Origin of the sequence: Corynebacterium pygosceleis, assembly GCF_016595275.2 — a bacterium.
In the GTDB taxonomy this organism is placed as follows: domain Bacteria; phylum Actinomycetota; class Actinomycetes; order Mycobacteriales; family Mycobacteriaceae; genus Corynebacterium; species Corynebacterium pygosceleis.
On record NZ_JAENIQ020000003.1, the window covers coordinates 81,032 to 104,741 of the forward strand.

The following is a 23,710-nucleotide window of genomic DNA, read 5'->3' on the forward strand; positions in this document are numbered from 1 at the left end:
CGATAATCGGATCCATGAATGACGAGAGCGTAGACAACAACGGGACCGGAGCCATCCCCGCGGGGGATCCCCACGGTCCATCCGGTGCCGGCCGCGTCTCCGGCGCCGAGGGAACACAGCGGGACGCCGGTAGCGGATCGGACACGGTCAACCCCGGTGCGCCCTACCGGCGGCATCCGGGGAACCCGCAGACGTCTCCGCTGTACGGCGGCTACCCGCGGGAGGTGGCGGGCGGGACGCCCCGACAGGTACCGCAGCACCGTGCGGACAGGAGAAAAGGGCTCGGGATCGTCCCTGTCACCGCGCTCATGCTGGCCACCGCGATCCTCACGGGAACCGTCACCGGGGTCGTGGTCGGTCGCACCGGGCACCAGGACGCTCCCCCGGTGCAGCAGGTCAACGCCCTCAACGAACCCGCCGCGCACCGGACCAGTCTGCCCGCTGCCGGGAGCGTGGAGGAGGTCGCGGCCAGCGTCCTGCCCGCCGTGGTGTCGATCGAGGTCACGGGGCCGCTGAAAGCGGGCGAAGGGTCAGGGTCGATCATCTCCGACGACGGCATGATCCTGACGAACAATCACGTCGTGACCGGGGTGGGGGAACCCGCGGAGATCCGGGTCATCCTGAACGACGACCGTTCCTATCTCGCCGACATCGTCGCCACTGACGCGCAGACCGACATCGCCGTCATCAAACTCCGGGACGCCCGCGATCTCCCCGTCATGACGTTCGGCAATTCGGATGACCTGACCGTCGGGGAGCAGGTTGTCGCGGTGGGATCGCCCCTCGGTCTGAGTGCGACGGTGACGACGGGCATCGTCTCCGCGCTCGACCGTCCGGTCCGTGCCGGAGGTGACCGTGGTGAGTCATCCCTCATCGACGCGATCCAGACCGATGCGGCGATCAACCCGGGCAACTCGGGTGGCCCTCTCGTGAACATGGAGGGGCAGCTGATCGGCATGAACTCCGTCATCGCGTCCACCGCGAGTGGTGAGGCGGGATCCATCGGACTCGGATTCGCCATCCCCGTCAACCAGGCTCGGAGAATCGCGCAGCAGCTCATCGACACCGGCGAGGTGACCCATCCACTTCTCGGTGTGCTGCTCGCACCGAAGTCACGCTACAGGGGTGGGCTCGTCGAGTCCCTCACGCCGGGCGGTCCCGCAGAGAACGCCGGCATCCGGCCGGGTGAGCTGGTGGTCAAGGTCGACGACCGGGTGATCGACAGCAATGACGCCCTGATCGCCGCGATCCGGTCGCATGAGTTCGGTGAAACTGTCACACTGAAGGTGGCCGATCCGGAGAACGGCACCGCCCGGGACGTCGACGTCACGCTGACCGGCAACTGACGGGTGCCTCCCGGGTGCCGAACACCGCAGAGAAAAGATCAGTCGACGCCGCCGGTGCGGAGAAAGTACACTCCTGGACATGGACAAGAACCTGGCCCCCGACAGTAGCGTTCTCGACGATTTCGGCGAGCCGGATCCGGAGTTCCTGAAGGCGGCCGAGGGGAACCGGCCGCTACCGGCGCCCCGGCGGGCACTCGTGGTCCTGGTCACCGATCAGATCGCCGATGACCGCGATGACACGGACCGGTTGGTCACCGAGCTGCTCCAGGAGGATCATTTCACCGTCGATGCGGTGGTCAAGGTGACCTCGACGAAGGGCGACATCCGCAAAGCCATAGAAACGGCGGTGGTCGGGGGTGCGGATCTCGTCATCACCGTCGGGGGAACGGGTGTCGGGCCCCGGGACAAGGCCCCGGACGCGACGCGCGCCGTCCTCGACCAGATTCTCCCGGGTGTGGCCCAGGCGTTGCGCTCCTCGGGGCTGGCCTGCGGTGCGATCGACGCCGGAACCTCCAGGGGGATCGCCGGTGTCTCGGGGTCCACGGTCATCGTGAACCTCGCCTCCTCCCGTGCCGCGATCCGTGACGGAATGGCGACCCTCGGTCCACTGGTCCACCACGTGATCGATCAACTCCAGGCCTGGTCGGTGGACTAGGGGAGTGATCGGGCAGATGGGTGGAACACGCCCGGGGCGGCGCCGTGTGGTGCGTCCGTCGACCGCGTCACACATCGACCGCTCGGTGGATCGGGCCTCGATGACCCGCAGAATAGCCGGAACCCCCGGACACGGGGGATCTTCCGGTGCCTCCGTGTCCGAGGGCTTCGATGAAACATACTGGCGGAACGAGCGCCCGCCGCACTGGGGTTAGCCCAGGCGTCCGGCAGCGGGACCCTGGCCCTGCTCCTTGAGCAGATCGCGGATCTCCGTGAGCAGTTCCACCTCGACGGGGGCGGGGGTCTCTTCCTCCTCCTGGCCGGCGCGTGCGGCCTGCATCTCCTTTACGCGGTTCATCGGGGCGACGAGAACGAAGTAGATCACGGCGGCGATGATCAGGAAGTTGATCGCCGCGGTGATGATCGCTCCGATGTCGACGAACGTGGCGTCATTGCCCGAGCGCAGGTAGAAACCGAGTCCGGCGTAGTCGGCGCCGCCGAACACGGCGAGAATCGGGTTGATGAGGTTGTCGGTGAACGCGGTGACGATCGAGGTGAACGCGGCACCGATCACGACGGCGACGGCGAGGTCGACGACGTTTCCCCGCATGATGAAATTCTTGAAACCGTTAAGCATGAAGGTCTGTAGCTCCTGGATAGTGAGTATCACGTGATGTACGGCCGTCGACTCCGCATCAATCGCGCAGCAACGACGACAACACTTTAGACGCTGCAACCGGTTTAGCCGAGACCCCGGGCCCGGGAACCCGTCAGGACAACCGTGACGGGGGACCCCAGCGACAGCGCGGCGACCTTTCCGGCGTCCTGTTCAGGTAGTGCCAGGAGAACCGTCGCAGCGCCCTGACCACGTCCGTCACCGGGAGCGCCCGCCAACACCACCCGAGCACCCTCCGCGATGACCCGGAAACCTGGCTCCACCCCCGGCCCCGGGGTGTCCGGTGCCGGTGCATCGCCCCCCGCAGCCGTGAGGACGGTGACCGTGTCCCCGTGCATCAGGAACGGGATGACCGTCGGGTCCGCGAGTCGGAGAGGGACGAGGGTCGGCCCGCCCCGCGACGGTGCGGACTCCGGTACGTCGATCAGTCGTGCCGTCATCCCCGGTCCCACCAGGAGCGTCTCGGTGAGAATCTGTCCGGGATCAGCCGAGGTCACGATGATCCTGCCCACACCGCCGTCCACCGAGTCGAGGGCACCCTCGGGGAGCAGACGGGCGGGAACCCGGACCAGGTCCAGGTCCTCCCCAGTGAGTTCCGTCCCGGCCGTGACACTCCGGTTGAGTACGACGGCCCACGGATCCGTGTTCCGTGTCGACGACAGGGCGATGACGGCGGCCGTCACCACCAGAGCCAGTGCCAGCAGCTGACGCACCGCACGGTTGCGGCGCCAACCCGGGGTCCGGATCCGGGTGATGAGGGAATCCAGCCGTGACGGGCCCTCAGCCGTCCGGGCCGTCCGGGAAACTGACCGGGAAACTGATCTGCGTGTGTCGGGGAGTCTCATGCCCGATGAGACACCCACCCACCGGTCTAGGTTCCCGGAACCCCGGAATCCGGGAGACAGATGTGGAATCCCTCCTGGGTGAGGACACCGTCCACAGGTTCATCATGGTTTTCAGCGGGAAGCTCCGGGAGCAGCTCGGAGGCGTAGACCAGCGCGACGATCCCGCACCTGTCCCGGTTCACCGACGCCAACGTCCTGTCGAAGTATCCGGCGCCCCTGCCCAACCGCACCCCGTCGAGGGAGCACGCCAGTGCGGGACACAACAACAGCTCCACGTCACCGGGAAGGGAATCCGTCCCGGGGCCCGTCGGCTCATCGATGCCGAAACGGCCGCGCCGTAGCTCACCGGTGGATGTGCAGGACGCCCACCTGAGCCGGCCGTCGGCCCCGCTCACGGGGAGCCAGACCTCGGGGACCACGGACAACAGGGACCGGACCAGGTATCCACCACCGGGCTCCCCCTGCACCGGTGAATATGCGGCGACCGCACGCGGCCCCCGGGAATCGACGAGCCGGAGCACCTCCGTCACCAGTGCCTGATCCCGCGCGTGGCGCTGCGCCGAGGGAAGTGCCGCCCGCGCCTCCAGGACCGCCCCGCGGAGACCCTTCTTCCGTTCCCGGGGGCCACAGAGCGGGGATTCCGGTGGTGACGGCTGACTGTCCATGTCATCCGATTCTAACCCTCCCCTGAGGCGCGCCCACCGGGTACGCCTTGCCCGTACCGGTACGCGGGGCCGGTAGGCTCAAGGTATGAGCAAGCCGATGAAGTTGCACAAGCATGCGGTGAAGACGGTCGTTGTCCCCGCAGCGGGCCTGGGCACCCGTTTCCTGCCCGCGACGAAGACCGTCCCGAAGGAGCTGCTTCCTGTGGTGGACACTCCGGGGATCGAGCTGATCGCCGAAGAAGCGGCGGAGTTGGGGGCGACCCGGCTTGCGGTGATCACGGCACCGAACAAACAGGGTGTGCTCGCGCACTTCCGGGAACACCCGGAGCTGGAAAGCACTCTCGAGGGGCGGGGGAAGGAAGAACAGCTCGCCAAGGTACGTCGGGCGCCGTCCCTGATCCGGGCCGTGCCCGTCGAACAGGAGGAACCGCTCGGCCTCGGGCACGCGGTCGGACTCGCCGAGGATGTCCTTGACGAGGACGAGGATGTCGTCGCCGTGATGCTCCCCGACGATCTCGTTCTCCCGACCGGGGTGATGGAGAGAATGGCGCAGGTCCGTTCCGAACTCGGCGGCAGTGTTCTCTGTGCCTTCCGGGTCGAACCGGAACAGGTCAGCAACTACGGTGTGTTCGACATCGAGGAGATCGACGGAGACACACGGGACGTGAAACGTGTCCTCGGGATGGTGGAGAAACCAGCACGCGAGGACGCCCCCTCGACGTACGTGGCCACGGGCCGGTACCTGCTCGACAGGGCGATCTTCGACGCGCTGCGCCGCATCGAACCGGGTAAGGGGGGTGAACTCCAACTCACCGACGCGATCGAGCTCCTGATCACCGAGGGACACCCCGTGCACATCGTCGTCCACGAGGGCCGCCGCCATGACCTCGGTAACCCGGGAGGATACATCCGCGCCTGCGTGGACTACGGGATCCACCACCCCGAATACGGCCCCTCCCTCCGCAGATGGGTCGCCGAACTCCTCGAATCCGAGTAACGCAGACACGGCGGTGACACGCGGGACGGGTGGCACGACACCCCGGTAACACCCACCGGATAGCACCCGCGAACCCCTCCACCGCACTACAATGACGGCGGAACGACGCGGTGTCCAGGTCCGTGTCCGTCGGGAAGGAGACGAAGCGAGTGCGTTCCGTCGAACAGCAGCTGTCCCTGGTGACCCGCGCAGCGGTGACACCGGAACCGGTTCGCATCGCCATCTCCGAGGCGCTCGGCCTGATGTGCGCGGAGGAGGTCCAGGCAACCCGCCCCCTGCCCGGATTCACCCAGGCCGCGATCGACGGCTACGCGGTCCGTGCCGTGGACGTCGGGGGTGAAAAGGGGATCGGTGTCCCCGACCTGACAACCGCCGCAGAGACCCGCAGCGGGGATCCCGCAGCTGGTTCCACCACCTCACTGCCTGTCGTCGGTGAAGTTCCCGCGGGCTCCCAGCAACCCCTCAGGCTGCAACCCCGGCAGGCGGTCCGGGTGCACACCGGCGCACCCCTGCCCACACTCGCCGACGCGGTTCTGCCACTCGCCTGGTCCGACCGCGGGCACAAGAGAATGACCGCGGAACGGCCCGTCCGCTCCGGTGAATTCGTCCGTAGGGTCGGCGACGACATCCGTGAAGGTGACGTGGCGGTATCGCCGGGCAGTGTCCTCGGGCCCGCGCAGATCGGCCTCCTCGCCGCCGTCGGACACCCGAAGGTCCTCGTCTATCCCCGCCCACGCATGTCGGTGATCTCGGCAGGCGCGGAACTCGTCGACATCGACCGTGACCCGGGCCGGGGCCAGGTCTACGACGTCAACTCCTACGCCCTCGCCGCGGCAGGCAGGGAAGCCGGTGCGGACGTCCACCGTGTCGGTATCGCGGCCGGGGAACCCCGACGACTGAGGGAGATCATCGAGGGGCAGATGCTGCGCAGCGAGATCATCGTGATCTCCGGCGCCGTCGGGGGCGCAGGCTCGGAGACCATCCGCAGGGTGCTCTCCGAGCTCGGCGACATCGACACCACCCGCGTCGCCATGCACCCCGGATCCGTCCAGGGCTTCGGACTCCTCGGCGACGAGGGGATACCCGTGTTCCTCCTGCCCTCGAACCCCGTGTCCGCACTCGTCATCTTCGAGACCTTCATCCGCCCCGTCGTACGGCTCTCCCTCGGCAAACGCAACGCCACCCGCCGGACCGTCAGAGCACGCGCACTCAACCGCATCACCTCCCGCGAAGGGCGCAGGGGGCTCATCCGGGCCCAGCTCATGCGTGACGCGGAAACCCGTGACTACCTCGTGGAGGGACTCGGCGGGGCCGGTGGCGCGCCGGCCCACCTGCTCGCCGGAATGGGGACCGCGAACGCCATGATCCGGATCCCGGAGGAGGTCACCGCCATCCGACCGGGAGATGTCGTCGACGTTCTCTTCCTCTCCCAGAGTCAGTGAACGGATCCACGGGAAGACCGTCCACCCATGATTGATCCCTTCGGTTTCGCACTCGGCAGGGCACAACGCCGTGCCGTCCGCGCCCCCCACCCCGAACACCCCGGATGGCCGGAGACCACCGACCACGTCGAGACACCCGACGGCACCACCGTCCGACTGCGTCCCCTGCTGCGGCGCGACGCCGGGGCGTGGTCCGCCATGCGGAACGAGGACGTCGATGCACTCCGGCCCGTGGAACCCACCGTCGCCGGAAACTGGGAACGTGCACACGACCGTTCCGCCTGGTGGCAGCTGCTCCTGACTCTCCACAACACGGCGAACGCCGGGGGAGTGGTCCCCATGGCGATCGAATGCGACGGACGTTTCGCCGGTCAGCTCACCCTCGGGAACATCCAGCACGGTGTCGTCTCCGACTGCTGGATCGGCTACTGGGTCTCCAGCCGCTACACCGGCCGGGGCGTGGCGACGGCGGCCGTCGCGCTCGGCACCGACCACGCCTTCACCCGGGTCGGCGTCCACCGGGTCACGGCAACCTACCTTCCGGCGAACCCGGCATCGGGCAGGGTCCTCGCGATCAACGGATTCCGCGAGGAAGGCTATCTGGTGCGCTGCCTCCACATCGACGGCGACTGGCGGGACCACCATCTCGTCGCACTGACAGAAGGGGAGTTCCTCGACTCCTGCGTCGACCGACTGAGAAACAGCGGCAGACTCCTCCGCAGAGACCACTGACCCGGGAACCTGCGGCGGGAACACATCCGGCGTGCCTACACGTCGAGGCCGGCGGGCACGGATAGTGTGGGGAAGAAGTGGCAGGTCACCCCTGCCCGGCATTCTGTTGTACCCAAGTGGAAGGTGGGCGGACGCTCATGTTCGGAACATTCGTCATCGGCCTGATCGTGGTGGTCTGGCTGTTCGTGCTCCTTCCACTCGTGCTGCGCAACCGCAGGCCCATCCGCCACGCGGGCGAGGGACTCGACGACACCCGCATCGTCTTCGCCGGGGACAGTGCCACACCGGCGCCCCGTCGTCGACCGCGACTCGGCCCGATCGACACACACGGTGACGGTCCGGAGACGGACACCTCACCCCGCGACACCGTCGGTGAGTATGAACTCCTCGACAACGCGGAGTCCGACACCGCAGAAGCCGGTGAGCCCGATGTCCCGGACCCCCGTGACGGGGACGGATACCGGGAGGAACAGCGGGAACACGGCCGCTCCGTCATCGGGCGTTTCCTCGCCACTCTTCTCGGACGTGACACGGGTACCGGGGAAGACGACGGGTTCCCCGGTACGGAGGAGACCGACGGGGACACCGGAGCCGCAGCCGTCAGTGACCGCAGGCGGGCCGCCGCAGAGGAGATCCGCAGCAGGATGCGCAGCCGCACCCGTACCACCGAACAGGACACCATCGAGATCCTCGAGGGGGAAGTGGTCCCGGAACTGCCGGCGCTCGCCGCCCAGTCCGAAACCGTGGACACCGTGGTGGTCTCCGCCGCCGACTTCGACGAAGACGACGAAGAAGCCTTCCGTCACGATGACGCGTACACCGATCCCGCGGATCTCCTGCACCCGGCGGGCGACTACCGCCCCGCCGACGACACCGGCGAGGAATACGACTACGGCGACGAACCCCGGGTCGTCGACATCGCAGAGGCGGAGGACACCGAACCGGAACTCACCGACGAGGACATCGCCTTCGCCGCCAGCCGCCGCGGGCGGGGCGGATTCGACCCCGAAACCCACGACGCCTACGCGGCGGCACGGTTCCGGCGTCGTCAGCGCACCCTGATCATCCTCGCGGTGCTCCTGCCGGTGGGCCTCGGGATCGGTTTCCTGTTCGGTGGACCGTACTGGCTCGCCCCGGCGGCCGTCGGGCTGCTGCTCGGCATGTACCTCTACGCACTGCGCACCCAGGTCATGGCGGAACAGGAACTCCGTGCCCGCCGAATCCGCCAGATCCGCCGCGCCCGGCTCGGGGTACGCAACGCCGCCGACGCCGAACTCGGGGTCCCCGCACGCCTGCGGCGCCCCGGTGCCATCGTCCTGGAGATCGACGACGAGAGCCCCGACTTCCACGAACTCGAACTCCGCGAGGGCCACGCGGCGGCCGGACCGGACGAGGACACGGTGATCGACCTGTCGACCTACCACCCGCGCCGGGCGGGCTGACCGGGCGACCGGAGCGTCCTCCGTCCGGGCCGGTCAGAGGCCTCGTGCCGGGAGCGCCGCACCCAAATTGTGTCGTCGGGCCTGTCGGCGTAACATGTCCACCAGCACCGAGCGGTCCGGTCTACACCGGGCTTCGGTACCCAGGTGAATCCCGAGGGAAACACCACAAGGGGCTATAGCGCAGTTGGTAGCGCGCCTCGTTCGCATCGAGGAGGTCAGGGGTTCGATTCCCCTTAGCTCCACCACTGAACCCCCTGCACAGCAGGGGGTTCTCTTCATTTCTTCGGGGGAGGTGGTTCCCGAAGTACCGGGTCACTTGTCCGTACCCGGGCGTTCCACCAGCCGGACGGCCAACGGCGGGGTCCCGATGGTGATTCCGTTTTCGGCGAAGGAGCCCAGGACGTGCTCGATCACCGCGTCCTGGGCTTCCTTGGTGTCGAGTTGTCGGGCGCTGGTCCAGAATCTCAGGTCCAGCTGTATCGTCCCGGTGCCGTCGATCCGCGAGAAGAGTGCCTGGGCGGGTGGGTCGGAGAGCACGCTAGGGAGTTCGCGGATGGCGTTGAGTGCCACGGTCCGGGCCGCCGGCAGGTCTGTTCCCGATGTCAGATCGAAGGTGACGGTCGTGCGGACGTACTCGAAGCCCGTCTGCACGGTGACGATCTCGGAGTGCAGCGCGGAGTTCGGGATGAGCACCAGTCGTCCGTCGAAGGTTCGGATCGCGGTGTGGGACAACTGCATCTCCACGACGGTGCCCGCGTGGTCCTTCAGGGATATCTGGTCTCCGACTCGGAACCGGTCCCGGGCGAGGATGACCATTCCGGCGAACATGTTGCCCAGCACCGTCTGGAAGGCGATGCCGATCGCCAGGGAGAACAGTCCGATCCCGCCGAGGATGTCGACGGGTTTGACGCTGGGGAAGACGATGGTCAGGGCCGCGCCGAGGGAGATGACGATCACGGCTGCCTGGACCAGACCCGCGAACACCCGGCGGGAGGAGTCGCTGCGGCCCCGCCAGTGCAGGAATCGGGAGGTCGCCCAGTTCAACGCGCGGGACAGTACGTAGCCGCACAGGGCGACGGTGAGTCCGAGGAGGACCGCCTGCCAGGTGATCGGTGGAAGTTCGAGCATCTGGGGGCGGTTCCTTCGCGTTGTCGGCCGGTCCGGGGCGGGAGTCCCGGTGATGCCAGGGTAACGGGGTGCCCCGCACCAGCGCCAGAGAACGGGACAGGGGACCGGTCCCGGAACGTCCGGGGTGAAGATGATGCTCCCGGCCCGTGTGTCGTGGGATGACGATCCCGCAGCACAGAAGCTGAATCCGGAAGATGCCGGTGAATCATCCGGTTCCCCGGCGGTGTCCCGCCTGATGTCGGTCAGGCAGTGATAGGTTCGGTGGAAACGAGACCGTTCCGTTACCGCGGACAGGGGGCGGCGTCCACGACCCCGAACCTGCCCCGCGGCAGACGAACCCAGGCAAGGAACCCACATGGACATTCTCATCACCGGCGGCGCAGGCTTCATCGGATCGACGGTCGGCTCCGCGTTGATGGAGCTCGGCCACAACGTCATCGTGCTGGACAACTTCTCCACCGGCAGGCGGGAGTTCGTCACCGACCGCACCGTGTACGAGGGCGACATCGCGGACCGGTCCGTGGTGGACCGTATCTTCGCCGAGCACCCGGACATCGCGGTCACGATCCACTGTGCGGCGTCGATCGTCGTCCCCGAGTCCGTCGCGGAGCCGATCAGGTACTACCGGAACAATGTCGGGGGAACGCTCGAGCTCGTCGATGCGCTGCTCGCCAACGGCTGCCGACGGATCATCTTCTCCTCGTCGGCGTCCATCTACGCGGTCCGGGAGGATTTCGCGGTGGACGAGGACTGTGACATCTCGCCGACCAGTCCCTACGCACGCACCAAGGCCCACGTCGAGGGCATGCTGCGGGACATCGCCCACGGCACCGACCTGAAGGTCCTGTCCCTGCGTTACTTCAACCCGATCGGCTCCGACCCGAAGATGCGCACCGGTCTCCAGCTGGAGTTCCCCTCCCACGCCATGGGCAAGATGATCGAGGCGAGGAACGCGGGCAGGCCGTTCACGGTGACAGGTGTCGAGTGGCCCACCCGGGACGGATCCGGGATCCGCGACTACATCCACGTCTGGGACCTCGCCCAGGCGCACTGCCGGGCCGTGGAGCGTTTCGACGACGTGGTCCCGGGCACCGACGCCGAAAGCTCCTACCGTGTCATCAACCTGGGCACCGGCGACGGAACCACGGTGTTCGAGCTGACCGACGCCTTCTCCCGGGTCTCGGGTGAGAAGCTGGAGGTCGTCACCGGGCCGCCGCGTCCGGGGGATGTCGCGGGTGCGTTCACCCGGTCGCGCCGGGCGAAGGACGAGTTGGGCTGGGTGGCCGAGCATTCCATTGACGAGGGGATCGCCGACACCCTGAGGTGGTTCGAGGTCCGCGGGGGCATTCTCGAGGGGTTCTAGGGGCGTCCCCCGGGGGGCGGGGATCCACCGGGTAGTCTGTCCATCATGGATAAACCGGTTGTCAGGGACGGCATGCTGCTGGTGTTTCGGGTGGTTCTCGGTCTGGTGTTCGTGGCGCACGGCTGGGACAAACTCTTCTTCACCGGTATCACCGAGACCACCGGACAGTTCAGCGCGGCGGGGGTGCCGCAGCCGAAACTGTCGGCGTGGATCGCCGCGCTCGCGGAGCTCGTCGGTGGCGGGATGCTGGTCGTCGGGTTGCTCGCGACCTTCGCCGCGGTGGGCCTCGCCCTCCTGATGGCCTGCGCGTTCTATTTCGTTCACCTCGGTTCGACGGTGTTCGTCGCCGAGGGGGGTTTCGAGTACGTCGTCGTGCTCGTCGTGGCACTCCTCATGATCGTGGTGTTCGGTCCGGGGCGGGCGAGCATCGACGGGGTCCTGGGTAGATGATCGACTGCGTCGAGGTCCAGCGGGCGTTGTCGGCCCGGTTGGACGGGGAACCCGCCGGTATCGACGATGATGTCGTCGACGCACATGTCGCGGCGTGCGGGGAGTGCCGTGCCTTCCTCGATTCAGCTGCGGCACTGAACCGTCAGCTGAAGCTGTCGACGGCGTCTGAGTCGGGGCCGATGGTCCCACCGGATCTGTCCGCGTCGATTCTCGCCGGTATCGAGCCGGAGATGCGGCGTCGTGCCGCGACCCGGGCTTTCGGTCTGGCGTTGTCGCGTGTGGCTCTCGTCGGGCTCGGTGTCGCCTACGTCATCTGGGCGATCGTGCTGCTGGGGTCGTCGGCGGCGGTGTCGGCTCCGCCGGCTGATCCGTTGATCGACACCTCGGTCACGGCGGGGTTGTTCGTCGATGCCGCAGCGGTGCGGCTGGCGCTCGGTGTCGGCCTGTTCTTCGCGGCGTGGCGCCCCCGGAACGCCGCCGGAATGCTGCCGGTGTACGGGGCACTGTGGGCGTTCAGCTTCGGTTTCGCGACCCGGGAGGTGGTGCTCGGGTACGCGAGTGCGTCGGATGTCTTCGGTCTGGTTCTGCTGCTCGTGTCCACCCTTGTTCTGCTGTGGACCTGGCTGTCGGGTTTCGGTCTGGCGGCCATGGGGCGGGCCTGGCGTGCGGTGACGGCGCAGCCGGACTGAACGCCGCCGCGGCCCGTGCGCAGCGGCTGTGTGCCTCACCGGTGACCGTGGCAGACTGGGGCGGGGACCGTGCCCGTTTCGGGACCCGTTTTCTGAAATCGATTCCGGGAGCTGAACGCGTCATGAGTTTCGTCGATCACGCCATCATCTGGCACGTCTATCCGTTGGGGTTCACCGCGGCCCCGGTACGGCCCTCCGGGCCCGGGGAGCGCGAACTCACCCACCGGCTTCCGGCGCTGGTCAACTGGCTCGATCACGCCGTCGGGCTGGGCTTCAACGTGATCCAGCTGGGGCCCGTGTTCGAGTCGACGTCCCACGGGTACGACACCCTGGATTTCCTGCGCATCGACCCGCGACTCGGGGACGACGGGGATTTCGATGAGTTGATCGACGCCGCCACCGACCGTGGGATCGGGATCCTTCTCGACGGTGTGTTCAACCATGTCGGCAGTGAGCATCCGCTGGTGCGTCAGGCACTCGACGAGGGGCCCGAGGGTGAATACGCCGGCATGTTCCGGATCTCCTTCGACGGAGACGACGCCACGGTGGGTACCTTCGAGGGGCATGAGGGCCTGGTCGAGTTCAACCACGAGGATCCGCGGGTCGCGGATCTGGTCGTGGAGGTGATGCTGCACTGGTTGCGGCGGGGGATCGCCGGGTGGCGGCTGGACGCGGTCTACGCCGTCCCGGCCGAGTTCTGGCGCTCCGTTCTCCCCCGTGTGCGGGAGGAGTTCCCCGACTGCTACATCTACGGTGAGATGATCCACGGTGACTACGCGGATTACGTGCGGAGGTCCGGGGTCGACTCGATCACGGCCTATGAGCTGTGGAAGGCGACGTGGAGCTCACTCAGGGACGAGAACTTCTTCGAACTGGAGTGGTGTCTGCGCAGGCACGACGAGTTGCTGGACACGTTCACCCCGTACACGTTCGTCGGCAACCACGACGTGACCCGGATCGCCACGAAGGTGGGGCCGGAGAAAGCCGCGGTCGCCGCTGCCGTGTTGTTCACCGTCGGTGGTGTTCCCGCGGTCTACTACGGAGACGAGTCCGGGATCGAGGGGGAGAAGTACGAGCGGGTCGGTGGGGACGACGAGATCCGGCCGGCGTTCCCCGCGACACCGGACGAACTCGGGGAGGAAGGGGCGTGGTTGCGTGGTGTGCATCATGATCTGATCGCGCTCCGCCGGAACCATCCGTGGTTGGTCCGCGCCCGTGTGGAGACCGTCGAGCTGTCGAACACCACCTACAGCTACGACTGTGTCGGGGAGGGGGGAGAACGGTTGCGGGTCGCACTGGTCCTCGAACCGTCTCCGGCGGTGCGGATCACCCGTGACGGGGAAGAGATCTACGGCCACGGGGAATGAGACGACGCCGCAGTCGCTGGCGGCCGGTGGGCGCGGCGGCGACTGCGGCGCGGCTACTTCCAGCTGCGCAGCCACATCAGTGAGTTGAAGTGGTCGTCGGTGATGCGGAACCCGTAGAAGATCGGCAGGAAATAGCAGAACAGTGTCACGGTGAGCGCCAGATAACAGATGACGCCGAGGCCACCGGTGGTGAGCTTCCGTGGGAACGGTACCCGGGGGAACCTGATCCGTGCGGGACCGCCGGTCCGGGCGATCTGGGCGAGTGTGATCGCCAGCAGTACGACGGTGAAGGGCACCATCGCGGTGGCGTAGAAGAAGTACATCTGGCGGTCGTAGGCGATGAGCCACGGGAGCCATCCCGCCGTGAAGCCGGTGACGGGTACCGCGAAACGGAGGTCACGCCGGATGACGAGGCACCAGATCCCCCACAGGACGACGGGTACCGTCAGCCACCAGACCGCCGGGTTGCCGAAGAGCATGATCATGCGGCGGCAGGTGTCGTCGCCGCATTCCAACCCCGTTTCCGAGAAGTAGAGGATCGGTCGGGTCGCGGCCAACCAGGACCAGGGTTTCGAGTCCCACGGGTGGCTGTGCCCACCGGAACTGGTCAGGGAGGCGTGGAAGGTGAGGACACGCTGGTGGTAGTAGACCCACCCGGCCAGTGCGTCGGGAAGCGCACTCAGCGGTGAATCCGGGGCGATGTCGCCGTTGACGGCTGAATGACGGTACACGCCGGTCTCCGAGGCGAACCACGCCCGCCAGCTCCACGCGTACACGAGGACCGGAACGATGACGATCGAGGCGAACGCCGGGAAAGCGTCGCGGAGGAGCATCCCCGAGAACGGCCGGGCGATGCGGTAGTGGTGGCGCAGCCAGATGTCGAGACACACCGTCAGGACACCGAAGAAGGCCATGTAGTACAGGCCGGACCATTTGACCGACAGTGTCAGACCGAGCAGGATGCCGCAGCCGAAACGCCACCACCGGAACCCGACCCTCGGTCCGATCCCCCGGGAGACCTCCCGGAGCGTCCCGTCGGCCCACGCACGGTGGTACCTGCGCCACACCTCATCGAAATCCCTGGCGAGACAGTACGCCGCTGCGGTGACGAAGAACGCCTGGAAGATGTCCAGCATGCCGAACCGGGAGGACACGAGAAGTACGCCCTCGACCAACGCCAGCACGCCCGCGGCGGCGGTGGCGACGGGGGAACCGGTGAGACGGCGGGTCAGCGCCATCACCGTCAGGACCGTCGCGACACCGAAGAGCGCCGTACTCAACCGCCACCCCAGGGGGGTGTACCCGAAGATCATCTCACCGTAGGCGAGGAGCTGCTTCGCGAGCGGCGGATGCACCACCAGACCGAAACCGGGATTCGATTCAATACCGCCGGTGACAGGATTCCCGGCGGAGCGGACCATGTCCCACGCCTGGGGTACGTAGTGCTTCTCGTCGAAGACCGGGGTCCCGTTTCCGGTGGCGAAGGACAACCGGAAGAAACGGGTCAGGAGGGCGAGAATCCCTATGCCCAGGAACGTCCAGGTGTCGGTCCGCGTCCATGGACGGGGCGCCGGCCCGGTGGGATCCGGGAGCCGGAAACGCCGTTCCGTGGGCTCCGCCGTAGGTGGCGTGGCCCCGGTTTCGGTGGTCGGTGGGGAGGTGGGTGCATCGGTCACCCGACCGAGTCTATTGGTTGTGCTGCCGCCACGACAGTGCGGAGGCCCGGCACCGTGTCGACGGCGTGCCGGGGCGGGGTGTGGGAGACTGGCCGCATGCAGTCTGAATCCCAGCAGCGTCAGTTACCGACAGGTGTGATCGTGGCCGCGACCCCGTTGGGGAACGTCGCGGATGCGTCCCCCCGGCTCGCCGCCGCGCTCGAGTTCGCCGATGTGATCGCGGCGGAGGACACCCGGCGGACCTCCGCGCTGGCGGCGGCTCTCGATGTCCGGCCGCGAGGGCGGATCCTCTCGAATTTCGACCACAACGAGGTCGGTCGTGTGCGGCAGCTCCTCGATGTCGCACGGACGGGGACCGTTGTCGTCGTCAGTGACGCAGGTATGCCCAGTGTCTCGGATCCGGGGTTCCCGTTGGTTGACGCGGCGCATGACGCGGGTATCCCGGTGACGTGTTTCCCCGGTCCCTCCGCCGTACCGACGGCGCTGGCGTTGTCGGGTATCCCCGTGGGCAGGTTCTGCTTCGAGGGGTTCGCGCCCCGGAAACACGGGGCACGGGTCGCCTGGTTGGAGGAACTCGTCGCCGAGCGGCGTGCCGTGTGTTTCTTCGAGTCGCCGCACCGGCTCGCGCAGACACTGGCGGACGCGGCGGTGGTGCTCGGTGGTGCCCGTCGGGCGGCGGTCTGCCGGGAACTCACCAAGACCTATGAAGAAGTGAGACGGGGTACACTGGACGAGCTCGCCGAGTGGGCCGACGGGGGTGTAAGGGGTGAGATTTCCGTGGTCATAGAGGGTGCGCGACCCGTCACCAGAGATGTCGCCGATCTCGTGGAGGAGGCGGAGGGCAGGGCTGCCTCCGGTGAACGCCTGAAGACGGTCTGCGCGGAACTCGCCGCTGCGCACGGGGTCTCCAAGAAACAGATCTACGACGGAGTTGTGGCACTCCGTGACTGAAATGTTGCCGAGTTGTTACCCGTTTCGGCCGGCATCCGCTCTGGTCAGGGGAGATGCCGGATGAGCAGAGGTGCGATCCACCGTGCTTTCACCTTAAGACGGCGGTAAAAAATGCTGGTCATTTGATTAATCAGGGCTTTGGCACCATGTTGGAACCATGACCAACTCTGACCCGAATGAACTAGACGCGCACCACACACATCAGTGCGGACCGAAGGACGGTCTGACTGAAATCGAGCCCCGGTCGGCGACGCAGACCCTGGCGTCCATGCTGGAGTCGCCGGCCCCCCTGCATCACACCGAGGACACCGACGACATCGTCTCGGAGGCAGACGCCGAGTTCCACCGGCTCTGCTGGCCCGTGATCCTCCCCGCGATGGCCATCGTCATCTCGGTCGTTCTCTGGGGCCTGCTCGGCCCCGATTCCTTCTCGGCCTTCGCCTCGGATGCCCTCTCCGTCGTCGTCAACAACTTCGGTTGGGCCTTCGCCCTGTTCGGGACGGTCTTCGTCGCGTTCATCGTCATCCTCGCCGCCACGAAGTTCGGCCACATCAAGTTGGGTCGGGACAACGAGGCACCGGAGTTCTCCACGGTGAGCTGGATCGCGATGATGTTCGCCGCGGGCATGGGCATCGGTCTGATGTTCTACGGAACCTCCGAGCCGCTCGGCCACTACCGTGCCGGAGTTCCCGGTCATGAGGAGCAGGAGGTCGGAACCGCATTCGCGACGACCCTGTTCCACTGGACGCTCCACCCCTGGTCCGTGTACGCCATCGTCGGGTTGGGCATCGCCTACTCCACGTTCCGCGTTGGCCGCAAGCAGCTGCTCAGTTCCGCCTTCACCCCGCTCATCGGCGTGAAGGGGGCGGAAGGCGTGCTCGGCAAGATCATCGACATCCTCGCCATCATCGCCACGGTGTTCGGTACCGCGGCCTCGCTCGGCATCGGTGCCGTCCAGATCTCCGCCGGCCTCGACAAGACCGGCCTGATCCCCGATGCCCAGGATTCCACGATCCTCATGATCGTGCTCGTCCTGACCCTCGCCTTCGTCATCTCCGCGATGTCCGGTGTCGGCAAGGGCATCCAGTACATCTCCAACGTCAACATGATCCTGGCCGGCCTTCTCGCGATCTTCGTGTTCGTGCTCGGACCGACGGTTCACATCCTGAACATGATCCCGACCGCGACCGGCAACTACCTTCTCGAGTTCTTCGAGATGGCGGCGCGCACCGCAGATTCCGCGAACGGTACCGCGGGTGACTGGCTCTCCGGTTGGACCATCTTCTACTGGGCGTGGTGGATCTCTTGGAGCCCCTTCGTCGGCATGTTCCTGGCGCGCATCTCCCGTGGTCGTACGATCCGTGAGTTCGTCATCGGTGTGATCGCCGTTCCGACCGCCGTGTCCGTCGTCTGGTTCTGCATCTTCGGCGGCACCGCCATCCACCTCGAGCAGATCGGTGAATCCATCTACGGTGACGGCGACGCCAAGCGTCAGCTGTTCGACCTGCTCTACACCCTGCCGGGTGGATCCATCGCGGCCTTCGTCGCGATGCTGCTGCTGGCCACCTTCTTCATCACCTCCGCGGACTCCGCGTCCACGGTGATGGGTTCCATGAGCCAGAACGGCCGATTGGAAGCCAACCGTTTCGTCACCGCCGGATGGGGAGTCGGTACGGCCGCCATCGGTCTGACCCTGCTGATGAGTGGTGGCGCGGATGTTCTGAGCAACCTCCAGAACGTGACCATCATCGTCGCCAGCCCGTTCCTGCTCGTGATCTTCCTGCTGATGTTCGCTCTGGTGAAGGATCTGCGCAACGATCAGCTCTACCTGGATCACAAGGCGCAGCGTGAGTTCGCGATGAATCTCGCCCGTGAGGCACGTCTCCACGCCGAGCACCAGAAGCGTGCGGCGAAGAAGGCCGCGCGCGCGGCGGGCAAGACACCCAAGATCAAGAACGCCACGAAGTCGGCGAAGAAGGGCAACAAGGAGTAACAGCGTTCCCGCTTCGTTTGCGGAACCCCGCCACCGGACAGTCCGGTGGCGGGGTTCCGTCTTTTCCCGGGTACCCGGGGTCGGCACCGTCGGGGGCGATAAATTAGGCTGGTGGGCATGACGAAGTCTGTGCTCACTGCTGTTGCCTGGCCTTACGCCAACGGTCCCCGCCACATCGGGCATGTGGCGGGGTTCGGTGTCCCCTCCGACGTGTTCTCCCGTTTCCAACGAATGTCGGGGTCAGATGTGCTGATGATCTCAGGCACCGACGAGCACGGCACCCCGCTGCTCGTGCAGGCGGAGAAGGAGGGCGTCAGCGTCCAGGAGCTCGCGGACCGGTACAACCGCCAGATCGTCGAGGACCTCGCGGGCCTGGGGCTGTCGTACGATCTGTTCACCCGCACCACGACCCGCAACCACTACGCCGTGGTGCAGGAGCTCTTCCGGGGGCTGCACGACAACGGGTACATGGTCGCGGAGACCACCATGGGTGCCATCAGCCCGTCCACGGGTCGGACACTGCCGGACCGTTACATCGAGGGGACCTGCCCGCTCTGCGGCGCCGCCGGGGCCCGTGGCGACCAGTGTGACGCCTGTGGGAATCAGCTGGATCCGGCAGACCTCATCGACCCGGTCAGCAAGATCAACGGGGAGACACCCGAGTTCGTCGAGACCGAACACTTCCTGCTCGATCTTCCCGCCCTCGCCGGGGCACTCGAAGAGTGGCTGAAGGGACGCACCGACTGGCGTCCCAACGTCCTGAAGTTCTCGCTGAATCTGCTGGGGGATCTCCGTCCGCGCGCGATGACCCGTGACATCGACTGGGGCGTGCCGGTCCCGATCGACGGTTGGTCCGAGAACGGCGCGAAGAAGCTGTACGTCTGGTTCGACGCCGTCGTCGGTTACCTGTCCTCCTCCATCGAGTGGGCGTGGCGCACCGGGCAGCCGGAGGCGTGGCGGAGGTTCTGGACGGACCCCGAGGCCCTCTCCTACTACTTCATGGGCAAGGACAACATCACGTTCCACTCCCAGATCTGGCCGGGAGAGCTCCTGGGCTACCGTGGCCTGGGTGCCAGGGGCGGACAGCAGGGCGAGTTCGGTGCCCTCCAGCTCCCCACGGAGGTCGTGTCCTCCGAGTACCTCACCATGTCGGGCTCCAAGTTCTCGTCGTCCAAGGGCGTGGTCATCTACGTGAAGGACTTCCTGAAGGAGTTCGGCCCGGACCCGCTGCGCTACTTCATCGCCGTCGCCGGCCCGGAGAACACCGACACGGACTTCACGTGGGACGAGTTCGTCCGCCGGGTGAACAACGAACTCGCGAACGGCTGGGGGAACCTGGTCAACCGGACGGTGTCGATGGCGCACAAGAACTTCGGTCAGGTCCCGACCCCGGGTGAACTCACCGAGGCGGACCAGCGGATCCTCACCCTCGCATCCGAGGCCTTCGACGTCGTCGGCGGGGCACTGGGACAGTCGAAGTTCAAGGCGGGCATCACCCACGCGATGCACGTCGTCGGTGAGGCCAACGCCTACATCGCCGAGCAGGAGCCGTGGAAGCTCGCCAAGGATGAGTCGCAGCGTGAACGGCTGGGCACCGTGCTGCACACCGCTCTGCAGGTGGTGAGTGACTGCAACACCCTCCTCACCCCGTACCTGCCCCACACCGCGCAGAAGGTCCACGAGACCCTCGGGCGTGACGGGGTCTGGGCCGCGATGCCCGAGATCCACGAGGTGACCGACGACATGCCGGTTGATCCGGTGGGTGCCGGTGTACCGGAGAAGGGGCGGAGCTATCCCGTCATCATGGGTGACTACGCCGGTCAGCAGGCCCGTTGGGAACGCGTCGACGTCGTCCCGGGTACGGCACTGACGAAGCCGAAGCCGCTCATCGCGAAGCTGGATCCCGAGCTGGGGGAGACCGGTCCGGAGTGGGCGCCGGTCCGGTGAGGCCGGCAACCCGTGCGTCCCGGGTAGGCCACGGGACGTGGTCGGGGCCGGGTAGCCGGGCACCGGTGGCCTGACGGTTTGGACTACCGTGGAGGGCATGCGAACCCGATCAGACGTATCCAGTTGGCTCACCGACATGGACGGTGTCCTCGTACATGAAGAGAAGGCCCTGCCCGGCGCCCAGGATCTCATCGAGCACTGGAAGAAGGAGGAGACTCCCTTCCTGGTCCTCACCAACAACTCCATCTACACCCCGAGGGATCTGGCCGCGCGTCTCCAGGATTCGGGGCTCGACGTCCCGGAGGAACGCATCTGGACATCGGCGCTCGCGACCGCGACCTTCCTGAAGGAACAGGCCGCAGGCGGGACCGCCTATGTCATCGGTGAGGCCGGTATCATCACCGCCCTGCACGAGGCGGGGTTTGTGCTCACGGACCGGGACCCGGATTTTGTCGTCGTGGGGGAGACCCGCAACTACTCCTTCGAGGCGATCACCACGGCGATCCGCTTGATCGACGAGGGGGCGCGGTTCATCGCGACCAATCCCGATCCGACGGGGCCCAGCTCCGAGGGGATCATCCCGGCGACCGGTGCGATCACCGCGCTGATCACCAAGGCCACGAAGAGGGAACCCTACGTGGTCGGTAAACCCAATCCGATGATGTTCCGTTCGGCGCTGAACAAGATCGGTGCCCACAGTGAACACACGGGGATGATCGGTGACAGGATGGACACCGACATCGTCGCGGGCATGGAGGCGGGTCTGTACACCGTCCTCGTGTTGTCGGGGATCTCGTCGAAGGACTCCGTCCGGGAGTTCCCGTTCCAGGCCAACGAGATGCTCGACGGTGTGAACCAGCTGCTGAAACCCGGGAAGGGTTTACCGAAGAAGTGATTCGACGGTGAGGGACTGTTCCCGGGGTCAGGGGCGCAGCTGCAGCTCCATGCCGCGTATCACGAACTCGGTCTTGCGTTGCAGCCAGTCGTGGTCCCACAGATTCTCCCGGATCGGGAAGTGCTGCCGTTCCTCACTGCGGACCGACCCGAGGCGTTGTCTGGCCAGTTCGAATCCGTCACCGTCACGCAGTGACTGGGTGACCATGCTCGCCACGAGGACGTTGTCGCTCAACATGTCCACGATGAAGTGCATGTCGTCGTCCCCGCCGGGAAAACTCGCCCGCGTGAGGCCCCGGGTGAGGTCATCGAGGTAGTCCTGGATGGCGAAGTGGGAACCGGGGAACGTCAGCAGTGAGTGGGCGATTCCCGGATAGGTGCCGCACAGGTTCCACAGCGCATCCGTGTACTCGCGGAGCTGGTCCTGCCACGTCGCCTCCGGGTCCGGGAGATTGAGTTCTCCGGTCACACGGAGGAAACAGTGCATGAGCAGGTCGTCCCGGGAATTCACCACCCGGTAGAGACTCGGGGCGGCGACCCCGAGGGTCTTCGCCACCCCGGTCAGGGTGAAACGGTCGATTCCCTGGGAAATGGCGGCATCCACGGCCTGGTCAAGTGTGAATACCGGTTTGGGGCCAGTCTTCCGGCGTGGGGTCTGACATGGTTCCATGGGTCACAAGAGTATCAGGAATGTGTCAGACGCCACCCTGCGGCGGCTTCGCGCCGCCCGCAGAACTGCCGGTAGGGACCGTCCACGGAGATGAGCTCCCCGTGGGTTCCCCGTTGCACGACGGAACCTGAATCATCCAGGACGATGATCTGGTCCGCGGCCCTCACGGTGTTGAGCTTGTGGGCGATCGCGATCACGGTGGAACGCCTGGACAGCTCCGCGACGGACGCGACGATGTTGGCCTCGTTCTCCGCGTCGAGAGCGGCGGTGGCCTCATCGAGCAGCACGATCGGTGCCTTCTTCATCAACGCCCGTGCGACCGACACACGCTGGCGTTCGCCGCCCGACAGGGAACGGCCGCCCTCACCGACCCTGGTGTCCCAGCCGAGACGGTCCGCGATGTCGTCGACCCCGGCGAGGCGCGCGGCGTCCCGGATCTCCTCGTCGGTGGCGTCGGGACGTCCGATCCGGATGTTCGCCTCGAGTGTGTCGTCGAAGAGGTAGACATCCTGGAACACCATCGAGACCTGTTCCATCAGCTGCTCGGTCGACTGGTCCCGGACATCGGCCCCGCCCACGCGCACGGATCCGGAATCGGCGTCGTAGAAACGGCAGATCAGTCTCGCGATCGTGGTCTTCCCGGAGCCCGAGGGGCCGACGAGTGCGGTCAGGGTTCCGGGACCCGCGGTGAAGGAGACACCCTCCAGGACGGGCGAACCGGGCTCGTATCCGAAGGTGACGTCGTCGAGCACGACCTCCCCGGGGTCCGTCACACCGGCCGGGTTCTCCGGGGTCTCGTACACGGGGGCGTCCAGGATCTCCCGCATCTCCTTCATCGGGGTCCGGACGACGCTGATTCCGGCGTAGCCCTCGCCGAGTGCCTGCAGGTTCTGCGTGAAGCGGAGGACCATGCCGATGAATGCGATGGTCTCGATCGGTCCCAGTGCGCCGTCCGTCGCCAGGATCGCCGCGGTGGTGATCAGCGCGACGGACACCAGCTGGATGAGCAGACCGTTGATCCCCAGGACCACCGCGGAGATGAAGAAGTCGCGGAGCCGTTCGGAGTCGTTGCGTTCACCCGCCTCGACCAGCGGGGTGAAGTCGTCCGTGAGACCCGCCGCGCGAAGTTCGGGTTGGCACACCGCGAACTCGACCAGGCGGTCGGCGAGAACCGCGTCGGTGGCGCTCACCCGTTCATCGCTGCGGATCTTGACCGCCCGGAGTCCGGCCAGGGAGATGAAGATGAACGGCGTCGCGACGGTCATCGTCAGGCCGATGCGCCAGTCCCACAGCCAGCAGCCGATGAGGATGACGAACACCGACACCGCCTGCGAGATGACCATCTGGAGCATGTGGGCGAGGATCTGGCAGATGAGGACGAAGCTGGTGGAGACGAGTCTGGACAATCCCCCGGTGGACAGTGAACTGAACCATCCCAGCGGCAGTGTCGCCAGGTGGTCGCCGAGTGCGTGGTGCGTGTGCCGCATGTAGTCGGTGGTGGCCGTGAACCCGGTCACCGCCTGGGTGTAGCGGAAGTAGAAGGTGATCGCGGCGAGGACGGCGAGGATGATCAGCCAACCGGTGAAGGGTATTCCGAGGGCGTCGGACCCGGTGGCGAGCGTGGTCGCCGCGGGCAGGAGCGCGAGGAGGGAGATCCCCTCGAGTGCGCCGTTGGCGACGTTCGCGAACAGGTGCTTGTTGAGTTGGCGGATGCCGCTGTCGCTCATCTGCCGGCGCAGGATCCCGAGCTGCAGTGGATCGATTCCGTGTGTGGCCATGACGG

The 23,710-nt window shown here is 66.6% G+C and carries 21 protein-coding genes and 1 tRNA gene; 15 read left to right on the forward strand and 7 right to left on the reverse strand.

The window, feature by feature from the left end:
• Window positions 1-14 precede the first annotated feature (14 nt).
• Window positions 15-1,346 carry a S1C family serine protease gene (locus JIM94_RS06890; RefSeq protein ID WP_200250967.1) on the forward strand — a complete coding sequence of 444 codons (1,332 nt, stop codon included), beginning with the start codon at window positions 15-17 and terminating at the stop codon, window positions 1,344-1,346.
• A gap of 79 nt (window positions 1,347-1,425) precedes the next feature.
• On the forward strand, window positions 1,426-2,001 hold the full coding sequence (locus JIM94_RS06895) for a MogA/MoaB family molybdenum cofactor biosynthesis protein (RefSeq protein WP_200250969.1): 576 nt from the start codon (window positions 1,426-1,428) through the stop codon (window positions 1,999-2,001).
• 210 nt (window positions 2,002-2,211) lie between these two features.
• Here JIM94_RS06895 and mscL read toward each other — a convergent pair whose 3' ends face one another.
• The 3 genes from mscL to JIM94_RS06910 all read right to left on the reverse strand — a co-directional run bounded on the left by mscL (window position 2,212) and on the right by JIM94_RS06910 (window position 4,186).
• A complete protein-coding gene (mscL, locus tag JIM94_RS06900; RefSeq protein ID WP_200250971.1) occupies window positions 2,212-2,637 on the reverse strand; it encodes a large conductance mechanosensitive channel protein MscL in 426 nt (141 codons plus the stop codon).
• Between the two features lie 104 nt (window positions 2,638-2,741).
• The gene (locus JIM94_RS06905) at window positions 2,742-3,521 is read right to left on the reverse strand and encodes an SAF domain-containing protein (protein ID WP_200250973.1); all 780 of its coding nucleotides are present in this window, start codon (window positions 3,519-3,521) and stop codon (window positions 2,742-2,744) included.
• Window positions 3,522-3,547: 26 nt separating this feature from the next.
• Window positions 3,548-4,186: a 5-formyltetrahydrofolate cyclo-ligase gene (locus JIM94_RS06910; RefSeq protein ID WP_200250976.1), complete on the reverse strand. Its 639-nt coding sequence runs from the start codon at window positions 4,184-4,186 to the stop codon at window positions 3,548-3,550.
• Window positions 4,187-4,271: 85 nt separating this feature from the next.
• On the opposite strand from JIM94_RS06910, the gene JIM94_RS06915 reads away from it, so the two are divergent.
• The 5 genes from JIM94_RS06915 (at window position 4,272) to JIM94_RS06935 (ending at window position 9,044) form a co-directional block, all read left to right on the forward strand.
• Window positions 4,272-5,183: a UTP--glucose-1-phosphate uridylyltransferase gene (locus tag JIM94_RS06915; protein ID WP_200250979.1), complete on the forward strand. Its 912-nt coding sequence runs from the start codon at window positions 4,272-4,274 to the stop codon at window positions 5,181-5,183.
• A gap of 149 nt (window positions 5,184-5,332) precedes the next feature.
• The gene (gene glp / locus JIM94_RS06920; RefSeq protein ID WP_200250982.1) at window positions 5,333-6,625 is read left to right on the forward strand and encodes a molybdotransferase-like divisome protein Glp; all 1,293 of its coding nucleotides are present in this window, start codon (window positions 5,333-5,335) and stop codon (window positions 6,623-6,625) included.
• A 27-nt stretch (window positions 6,626-6,652) separates the two neighbouring features.
• Window positions 6,653-7,357, forward strand: coding sequence for a GNAT family N-acetyltransferase (locus JIM94_RS06925; protein ID WP_200250985.1), 705 nt, complete (start codon window positions 6,653-6,655; stop codon window positions 7,355-7,357).
• A gap of 137 nt (window positions 7,358-7,494) precedes the next feature.
• Window positions 7,495-8,799 carry a divisome protein SepX/GlpR gene (sepX, locus tag JIM94_RS06930; RefSeq protein ID WP_200250987.1) on the forward strand — a complete coding sequence of 435 codons (1,305 nt, stop codon included), beginning with the start codon at window positions 7,495-7,497 and terminating at the stop codon, window positions 8,797-8,799.
• A gap of 169 nt (window positions 8,800-8,968) precedes the next feature.
• Window positions 8,969-9,044: transfer RNA gene (locus tag JIM94_RS06935), tRNA-Ala, on the forward strand.
• 67 nt (window positions 9,045-9,111) lie between these two features.
• On the opposite strand, the gene JIM94_RS06940 is transcribed toward JIM94_RS06935, so the two are convergent.
• Window positions 9,112-9,927, reverse strand: a complete 816-nt coding sequence (locus JIM94_RS06940; protein ID WP_200250998.1) for a mechanosensitive ion channel family protein — start codon at window positions 9,925-9,927, stop codon at window positions 9,112-9,114.
• Between the two features lie 355 nt (window positions 9,928-10,282).
• On the opposite strand from JIM94_RS06940, the gene galE reads away from it, so the two are divergent.
• The 4 genes from galE to JIM94_RS06960 all read left to right on the forward strand — a co-directional run bounded on the left by galE (window position 10,283) and on the right by JIM94_RS06960 (window position 13,796).
• A complete protein-coding gene (gene galE, locus JIM94_RS06945; protein ID WP_200251001.1) occupies window positions 10,283-11,290 on the forward strand; it encodes a UDP-glucose 4-epimerase GalE in 1,008 nt (335 codons plus the stop codon).
• A gap of 45 nt (window positions 11,291-11,335) precedes the next feature.
• Window positions 11,336-11,740, forward strand: a complete 405-nt coding sequence (locus tag JIM94_RS06950; RefSeq protein WP_200251004.1) for a DoxX family protein — start codon at window positions 11,336-11,338, stop codon at window positions 11,738-11,740.
• Window positions 11,737-12,429, forward strand: a complete 693-nt coding sequence (locus JIM94_RS06955) for a zf-HC2 domain-containing protein (RefSeq protein WP_200251006.1) — start codon at window positions 11,737-11,739, stop codon at window positions 12,427-12,429. Before JIM94_RS06950 ends, JIM94_RS06955 begins: the two co-directional genes overlap by 4 nt.
• Before the next feature lie 122 nt (window positions 12,430-12,551).
• Entirely contained in the window at window positions 12,552-13,796 is a 1,245-nt protein-coding gene (locus tag JIM94_RS06960; protein ID WP_200251008.1) for an alpha-amylase family protein, read from the forward strand.
• 53 nt (window positions 13,797-13,849) lie between these two features.
• Here JIM94_RS06960 and JIM94_RS06965 read toward each other — a convergent pair whose 3' ends face one another.
• Entirely contained in the window at window positions 13,850-15,472 is a 1,623-nt protein-coding gene (locus tag JIM94_RS06965) for a dolichyl-phosphate-mannose--protein mannosyltransferase (protein WP_248086234.1), read from the reverse strand.
• 96 nt (window positions 15,473-15,568) lie between these two features.
• On the opposite strand from JIM94_RS06965, the gene rsmI reads away from it, so the two are divergent.
• The 4 genes from rsmI (at window position 15,569) to JIM94_RS06985 (ending at window position 21,258) form a co-directional block, all read left to right on the forward strand.
• Complete coding sequence (rsmI, locus tag JIM94_RS06970; RefSeq protein ID WP_200251010.1) at window positions 15,569-16,423, forward strand: 16S rRNA (cytidine(1402)-2'-O)-methyltransferase; 855 nt, start codon at window positions 15,569-15,571, stop codon at window positions 16,421-16,423.
• Window positions 16,424-16,580: 157 nt separating this feature from the next.
• A complete protein-coding gene (locus JIM94_RS06975; RefSeq protein WP_200251012.1) occupies window positions 16,581-18,416 on the forward strand; it encodes a BCCT family transporter in 1,836 nt (611 codons plus the stop codon).
• A 117-nt stretch (window positions 18,417-18,533) separates the two neighbouring features.
• Window positions 18,534-20,363, forward strand: a complete 1,830-nt coding sequence (gene metG / locus JIM94_RS06980; protein ID WP_200251014.1) for a methionine--tRNA ligase — start codon at window positions 18,534-18,536, stop codon at window positions 20,361-20,363.
• 97 nt (window positions 20,364-20,460) lie between these two features.
• Window positions 20,461-21,258, forward strand: coding sequence for an HAD-IIA family hydrolase (locus JIM94_RS06985; protein ID WP_200251017.1), 798 nt, complete (start codon window positions 20,461-20,463; stop codon window positions 21,256-21,258).
• 27 nt (window positions 21,259-21,285) lie between these two features.
• Here the strand turns inward: JIM94_RS06985 and JIM94_RS06990 are convergent, their stop codons facing one another.
• The gene (locus tag JIM94_RS06990) at window positions 21,286-21,861 is read right to left on the reverse strand and encodes a TetR/AcrR family transcriptional regulator (protein ID WP_200251023.1); all 576 of its coding nucleotides are present in this window, start codon (window positions 21,859-21,861) and stop codon (window positions 21,286-21,288) included.
• Between the two features lie 80 nt (window positions 21,862-21,941).
• On the reverse strand, window positions 21,942-23,705 hold the full coding sequence (locus JIM94_RS06995; RefSeq protein ID WP_200251025.1) for an ABC transporter ATP-binding protein: 1,764 nt from the start codon (window positions 23,703-23,705) through the stop codon (window positions 21,942-21,944).
• Window positions 23,706-23,710: the final 5 nt, after the last annotated feature.

Bases quoted from the DNA above. Each gene is read 5' to 3' on its own strand.
- JIM94_RS06890 (WP_200250967.1), top strand. From the start codon at position 15: ATGAATGACGAGAGCGTAGACAACAACGGGACCGGAGCCATCCCCGCG.
- JIM94_RS06895 (WP_200250969.1), top strand. From the start codon at position 1,426: ATGGACAAGAACCTGGCCCCCGACAGTAGCGTTCTCGACGATTTCGGC.
- mscL (WP_200250971.1), bottom strand. From the start codon at position 2,637: ATGCTTAACGGTTTCAAGAATTTCATCATGCGGGGAAACGTCGTCGAC.
- JIM94_RS06905 (WP_200250973.1), bottom strand. From the start codon at position 3,521: ATGAGACTCCCCGACACACGCAGATCAGTTTCCCGGTCAGTTTCCCGG.
- JIM94_RS06910 (WP_200250976.1), bottom strand. From the start codon at position 4,186: ATGGACAGTCAGCCGTCACCACCGGAATCCCCGCTCTGTGGCCCCCGG.
- JIM94_RS06915 (WP_200250979.1), top strand. From the start codon at position 4,272: ATGAGCAAGCCGATGAAGTTGCACAAGCATGCGGTGAAGACGGTCGTT.
- JIM94_RS06925 (WP_200250985.1), top strand. From the start codon at position 6,653: ATGATTGATCCCTTCGGTTTCGCACTCGGCAGGGCACAACGCCGTGCC.
- sepX (WP_200250987.1), top strand. From the start codon at position 7,495: ATGTTCGGAACATTCGTCATCGGCCTGATCGTGGTGGTCTGGCTGTTC.
- JIM94_RS06940 (WP_200250998.1), bottom strand. From the start codon at position 9,927: ATGCTCGAACTTCCACCGATCACCTGGCAGGCGGTCCTCCTCGGACTC.
- galE (WP_200251001.1), top strand. From the start codon at position 10,283: ATGGACATTCTCATCACCGGCGGCGCAGGCTTCATCGGATCGACGGTC.
- JIM94_RS06950 (WP_200251004.1), top strand. From the start codon at position 11,336: ATGGATAAACCGGTTGTCAGGGACGGCATGCTGCTGGTGTTTCGGGTG.
- JIM94_RS06955 (WP_200251006.1), top strand. From the start codon at position 11,737: ATGATCGACTGCGTCGAGGTCCAGCGGGCGTTGTCGGCCCGGTTGGAC.
- JIM94_RS06960 (WP_200251008.1), top strand. From the start codon at position 12,552: ATGAGTTTCGTCGATCACGCCATCATCTGGCACGTCTATCCGTTGGGG.
- rsmI (WP_200251010.1), top strand. From the start codon at position 15,569: ATGCAGTCTGAATCCCAGCAGCGTCAGTTACCGACAGGTGTGATCGTG.
- JIM94_RS06975 (WP_200251012.1), top strand. From the start codon at position 16,581: ATGACCAACTCTGACCCGAATGAACTAGACGCGCACCACACACATCAG.
- metG (WP_200251014.1), top strand. From the start codon at position 18,534: ATGACGAAGTCTGTGCTCACTGCTGTTGCCTGGCCTTACGCCAACGGT.
- JIM94_RS06985 (WP_200251017.1), top strand. From the start codon at position 20,461: ATGCGAACCCGATCAGACGTATCCAGTTGGCTCACCGACATGGACGGT.
- JIM94_RS06995 (WP_200251025.1), bottom strand. From the start codon at position 23,705: ATGGCCACACACGGAATCGATCCACTGCAGCTCGGGATCCTGCGCCGG.